The following is a 6,043-nucleotide window of genomic DNA, read 5'->3' as shown; positions in this document are numbered from 1 at the left end:
GTGTCCAGTAGTCGCTCACCACGATATTCAACCGTCCCTACAGCACGCCTGCCAGCGACTACCTACGCCATCAGCCACCAATTGAGATGACGTCTAAGTGTCCACGCCGCCCAGTGGCAGGCCGTGCATCTCGACCAGGAGGTGCCGCTTCTTCTCGTGGGGACGAGTCGCGAGTGGTGATCCCTGCAGCGGCCTGCGGTCCTGAGTGAGGCTGTATCCGACCGACGGCCTGTGCGCCTTGAACACCGAAGTGCACAAGCAGCGGAATACCGTCGAGGGGTTGGGCATCAACCACTGCCAGTAGTGGGGCAGTCTGGCCACACGATGCGGCATCTCACCATCGCCTACCAGGCCACACTCACCTCGCCGCCATGCTGATCAGGGCGCGACCCAAGGCGGCGGACTCTAGTGGCCGCTGGGCACATACGGTGGGACGTCGTCTGGGACCGGGTTGGTTTCGTAGTAGGTCTTAATCGAGTCCTCGTCGAAGATGAACGAGACCTGTTTGACCTTGTCCGGTGGAAGACGTATCACCCAAGTGGGGATGTCCGTTCCTGTATCCCTTGCCTTTTCCTGGAGCCACCAGTAGGCGCGTGCCGTCCGCCACTTGCCGTCGTTCCGGTTGAAGTCGTCGCCATTCCCCTGACCGTACCAGTGCGGATGTGGGTTCTTTTCCTGGTGGTCGGCGATGCGGTCCATGAGTGCGAGGAGCGCGGCCGCCTTTTCCCGGACTGCCTTGCTGGTCATCGCGGCTTGACGCTTCACAGTGTTGCCCGGCGTAAACCCGTAGCCCTTTCCTACCTTGTGGCCCGCGTAACGCTGGTCGCCTACCAGGTACAGGTACACCTTGTAGTGATCCTGCTCGTGCTTGTAGGCGCTCGACCGCCTGAGTCCGTTGACGTTGTTATGCTGCTCGACCAAGTTGACGTAGATCCAGATGATCTCCTGCTCCTGGTTCCCCGATCCCAGATACGACTCGGCCAGGGCGGTAGCGACGATCTTCCTCTTGACCTCGGTATTGTCGATCGCTGGTGGCTGCACGGGCATGGCCCTGAGGGCGTCGAGTATCCCGACCAGTGGGGTTTGCGCATAGTGGCAGGTCAGTGCGTTGAGGCCGAGCAGATGCTCGTCCACGAGGTCTCTCAGTTCCGGGGGGAAGGTGGGCTGGACGAGTGGTTTGTTGTCGACCTGACCGTAGAGTGTGCGCTCGAACGCGGCTTCGTAGGCCGCGCAGACGTCATCGAGGAGCTGACTCCGCGAGGCCGGTGACAGGGTCGAGTCCCGCGCGGCGTTGGACAGGTTGGTGAGCAGCGCGATCCACTCATGTACCCGCGTGGCGACGTATTCGGACACCGCCGCGCCCCATGCTTCCCCGGGGTCCACGCCGCCGTCAGTGGTGGCTGCGTTGGTGTAGTGGGCGATGCCGGCGTCGTTGAGTGCCTTCCAGGGTTCGCCGCTGGCAAGTTGCAGCCAGGCGCGGCAGAGTTCACCGTACAGCGCGCCGAGGGGGCCGGGGTCGCTGCTGCTCACCTGTCGGCCCAGATCCATGCCGAGCACGGTGAGGTACGCGGGCGTGTCCGCACCGAGGACGACTGCCGTGGATGCTGGCGGGGCTGCGGCGTTGCTGTCGACGCCGGTGAACATCACCGTGGCGGACGCGCCCTGCAGGTGCTCGATGAGCGTCACTGGGAGCAGGAGGTAGTGCGCCTTGGCGCGCAGGAGCTCCAGGAAGCCCTTCGGCTCGGATGCTTGGGTAGCGAGGTCGGCATGGCCGGCGGCGGCTCCGCCGAGGGCGGCTGGCATCGGTGTCAGCGTGGTCGGGTCCGGGTCGACGACGGAGATGGGGCTCGCGTCCTCAAGCGCTTTGAGGAAGAAGGAGCCGATGTCTGTCCAGACGGATGTCGAAGGCGACTCGGTCATGGTCGGCTCCCTCTCAGATCGGCTGGCCGGTGTGATCGACGATCCGGGTGAGGTCCCCGGACTGGTGTGCCACGAGGATCGGCGGGTCTGGCACTGGGAGCCGGTTGACGATGCGGGGGCCAACGGGGTGCGGCAGCGGCCTGCCGTCCTGTTGCGGGACCACCAGCCAGTCCACGGGGAGGGGCCGCGACTTGTAGAACGGGTGCTTGATCGCGATGGGGAACCAGTCCGGGCGGGTGAATGGGATGGCGGTGAGGGGCGGCGCCGGTTCGGCGATGAAGTGCCACGACGCGCGCGCTGGCGCTGGGCCGCCGTCGAGACCGCCCGCGAGGAGCACGGTGACCGTCGCGGCGCCGGGAGTGATGGCGACGCCTTGGGGCGTGATCGAGCCGAGGACGTGGTACGGGAGCTCCCCCACCGCGTTCTCGGCGGTGTAGGTCCAGGTCACCGTCGACAGCGGCACCTGCCGGCCGTTGAGCAGGATGCGTACGCGCGGTTCCATCTGCGCCGGGAGGCCGCTCACTTGGGGCTCGACGAAACTCTGGTTGGCACCGTGGAGCCGGAAGACGATCTTGCCCTGGCTTGGTGCCACGGTTCCCGGCTCCGGCGAGACGACCTCTACCTCCATGGGCGCGGTGGGCTTGGCCGCCTCGAGTGCTTGGCGCATCTGCTGGGGGCTGCCCGCGGCGATGAGTCGGCGCACTGAGGCGAGGGCGCTCTTGGTCAGGCGCAGGCTGTTGGCGGTGTCGTTCAGCCCGCGCACGATGGGTCCGGCGCCTGTGGCGTCGAACAGTAGCGTCGTCACCACCCCGGCGATGATGTTTGCCGGGACCTGTACTCGGGCGATGTCGATGTGGATCCACAGGAACGGCAGGAAGGGGTTGGGGAAGTCGATGCCGATCGGCACCGTCACGGGCGGCACCTGGTCGCCGCGGAACAGGGACAGGATCAGGGCTTCGACGCCGACGTCGCTGCCCTCCTGGCTTTCCGCCATGATGCGCAGTGCTTCACCGCTGGCCTGGACAGTGTCTCCGAGGGTGCGGACCGCCGCCTGCGTCGCGCCGATCGCACCACCGCCGGCCAGGTGCACGGCCGTGGTCACGAGGCCGGTCAGTATGTTCCGTACCCAGTCGGGCATGTCCGCGGCGGCGGCCTCCCCGAGGCAGTGCCGGATCAGCCACTGGGTGAGTTCCTCGCCCACGCGGCTGTCGAGGTTGCGGATGGTGTCGGCGACGCGTGCCACTTGGAGGAAGAATTCGCCGGCGAGGCGTTCCACCTCTCGTTCAAGGCGGTTTTCCTCCTCCTGCAGTTTGGCGAAGGCTGCTTCGGCCCACGCGACGGACTCCTCGGCTGCCCGGAACGAGACGATCGCCGAGAGTTCGAGGGTGCGCAGGAGCTGTGTGCCGGTGCCCTCTGCCATGGTGCTGAACAGGTTCACGCTGTCCTTGAGTAGGAACTCCATGCTGCTCAGAACGTGTTCGACGACGTGCCGGCCGATGATCGGCAGCAGTTGGGCCTTGAATTCCGAGATGGCCTGGCGGGGCCCCACCTCAAGGATCCGGTCGACCAGCATGTCGGCCAGAAGGTAGTTGTCGAGCAGCCGCAGTTCACCGGGCAGCATCGTGTCGGTCCACTGTTCGGTGGTGTGGGCGACGTGCCGCATCAGTTGGGCGACGGGGAAGCCTACGGTGGTGCCGGCGACCTGCCGGGCGAGATCGTCCCAGCTGGCGTTGATGTCGAGGTCCTCGGTGCTGGTGTCGATCCGGTTGGCCATTTCGCGCAGTGCGGGTGGCACTGCGTCAAAGCCTCGCCCGGCGATGGCTTTGCTCATCTCGCTGAGCGGTCGGCCGATCAGGATCACTATGCCCGTGGAGACTGCCTCGCGGATCCGGTGCGCGTCGACGGCTTCGTCGGCTGCGACGGTGGCGCAGACGTCGATCAGGATGCGCGCCTGTGCGCGGATTGCGCGGACTAGGTCCGGCGCCAGCACGGTGTTGAGGTGATCCCAGAGGCCGGCGTCGGCGAAGGCCTTCTCGATGTCGGTCAGCAGCGTGTTCAGTGCGGTGGCGGCTTCCGCGCGGGTCATGGTCGATCCGCCGGTGAGCAGTGTGGTGATCCGCACGACGTCGCCGAACACGGCCACCAGCCACGACGGCAAGACATTCTGCTGGGCCAGCACGCCGCCCAGTTGGTTCAGCAAGGCCACTGAGGCGGCGGTCTTGAGCTGGATTTGAGGCGGGGCGCCGAGGAGGTGCCGCAGGCTCGGGGTGTCGGCGACCGATGCGTCGGCAATCAGCACGACCAGGGCACCCGCACAGGTCACCGCCGATCGCACGAGCCTAGCCTCCGGCGTGTGGAAGAGGTCGGAGGCGTCCGCGATCAGGGCCGCGACGGCGCCGACGGGTTCGAGCGGGGATCCCTTGCCGGAAGACGAACGCAGTGCGGTCACGGCGCGTACGACCGACGCCCACACCTCGCGCGCGGCGTCGTCGTCCACGGGCTCGTCGGCGTCGGTGCCCAGGGCGGTGGCGATGGTGTCGACGGCGAGGCGGAGCAGCTGGGGCAGCAGCGCGTCGGCGAGCAATGTGCGCAACGTATTCAGCAGGGCATCGCCGAGCGACTCCTTCTGCGCGTCGGTGGTGGCGTCCCGTTGGTTGAGGCACCACGTCACCAGGGTGTCCAGGGTGGCGGGCAGAATCACCTGAGAGGCGTCGATGAGGCCCGCGAGGGGGTTGTCGTCGGCGATTCCGGCCTGTTTCCGGTATGCGGTGAGTGCGTGTCCGAGATCGGTGGCGACCTGGTCGGCGAGGCGGCGCAGGAGCCTTGCGGTGTCGAATCCGTAGTTGGCGGTGACGCCCCACGCCCCGCCGTAGCCCCATGCGTAGCCGTAGCGGAACACGGCGGAGATACCGGCGGGGTCGTCGCCGCGCGGGAACAGGTCCGCGACCGCGGTGGCCTCGGCGACGGCCATGGCGGCAAAGGCGGCCCGTGCCCACACGGTGGCGCCGATCTCGGCTTCCTGGATCAGCAGACGAAGGTAGGGACGCAGTTCAGCGGGCAGCTTTGGTGTGACGAGGTCGCTGAGTTCGACGAGAGACATCGACGCAGAGGCTTGTGCCTGAGCGTTCAGGGAGGCCTCCAGGCGCAGGCGGGCGACGACACCGGCCGACTCGAACAAGTCCAGGGGCAAGCCGGCCTGCATCCGTAACCCGGCGTGCCCAGCCACCCCGGCGTCGGCTTGGAAGCGGCCCAGCCCTTCGGCGACAGATGCTCCCAGTCGCGCCGAGGCCTGCACGTCGAACTCGGCGCTGAAGTCAAGGCCGTCGTCGGCCCGCAACGAGCCGGTCAACCAACCGCGGGTCGCCGCCGCCCCGTAGAGCGGGGCGTCGGGACGTGTCGCGGCAGATGCAGCAAAGATGTTCAGCTCGTTGGACACGGCAGACCCCCCGATCAGCGTGGACGCCCCCGGGCGGATCCTTCGGCCTATGGTTGCTGGGCCGCCGGGGGCTTCCCCCACCTTCCGGGCCCATCAGGAACGTGGGCAAGGCAACTATCCCAACATCGGTCTGGATTTACGCTTTTCGACTGCTCTTGGGGACCCAACAAGCCGCATCTAGAGCACATTTGAGGCCATCTTGGCCCGAGAAGACCAACGTTTCGAGCCGCAACCCGTCTGCCGGCCGAGCCCGGACACCGAGGTCGAGCCGGGTGATCCTTCGCTGGCCGACTCCCCCGACGCATGCTTGCGTCCAGCCCAACCGGCGCACCGATTCCGCCCGCTTGTCCAACGCCCAACGGGGCAGTTAGGGAACGGGGATGGTGGTGAGGGGAGCGATACCAGCGAACTGTATCCGACGCGAATGACGCCAGCGTCAACGTCTCGAGCGGCGAGATCGACTCCAAGCGACATGCCGGGCGCAATGTTGAACTCGTTGGGCCACAGGTAGAACCTGTCGACCGCAAAACCCGCGTTGACGGAGGTGTCAGCGTCGTACGTCGCGTTGAGACCGGCGTACACCAGCCACTGACTAAGACGTCATCTCATTTGGTGAGTCTGCGGTAGCAGATGAGGGTGCAAGCGATGCTGGTGAAGGCCAGGAAGTGGTCGGCTTTGCGCTCGTAG

Annotated in this window: 2 protein-coding genes; both read right to left on the bottom strand. The window is 66.7% G+C overall.

The genetic code is table 11. The features are described 5' to 3' along the window. Positions 1-405: 405 nt before the first annotated feature. A complete protein-coding gene (locus ABZ865_RS41915; RefSeq protein WP_361242785.1) occupies positions 406-1,920 on the bottom strand; it encodes a hypothetical protein in 1,515 nt (504 codons plus the stop codon). Positions 1,921-1,933: 13 nt separating this feature from the next. Beyond that, on the bottom strand, positions 1,934-5,356 hold the full coding sequence (locus ABZ865_RS41910; protein WP_361242782.1) for a hypothetical protein: 3,423 nt from the start codon (positions 5,354-5,356) through the stop codon (positions 1,934-1,936). Between the last annotated feature and the right edge of the window lie 687 nt (positions 5,357-6,043).

This window comes from Streptomyces sp. NPDC047085, assembly GCF_040643735.1.
Classification (GTDB): Bacteria; Actinomycetota; Actinomycetes; order Streptomycetales; family Streptomycetaceae; genus Streptomyces.
This window is presented reverse-complemented; position numbering and strand designations above follow the sequence as displayed.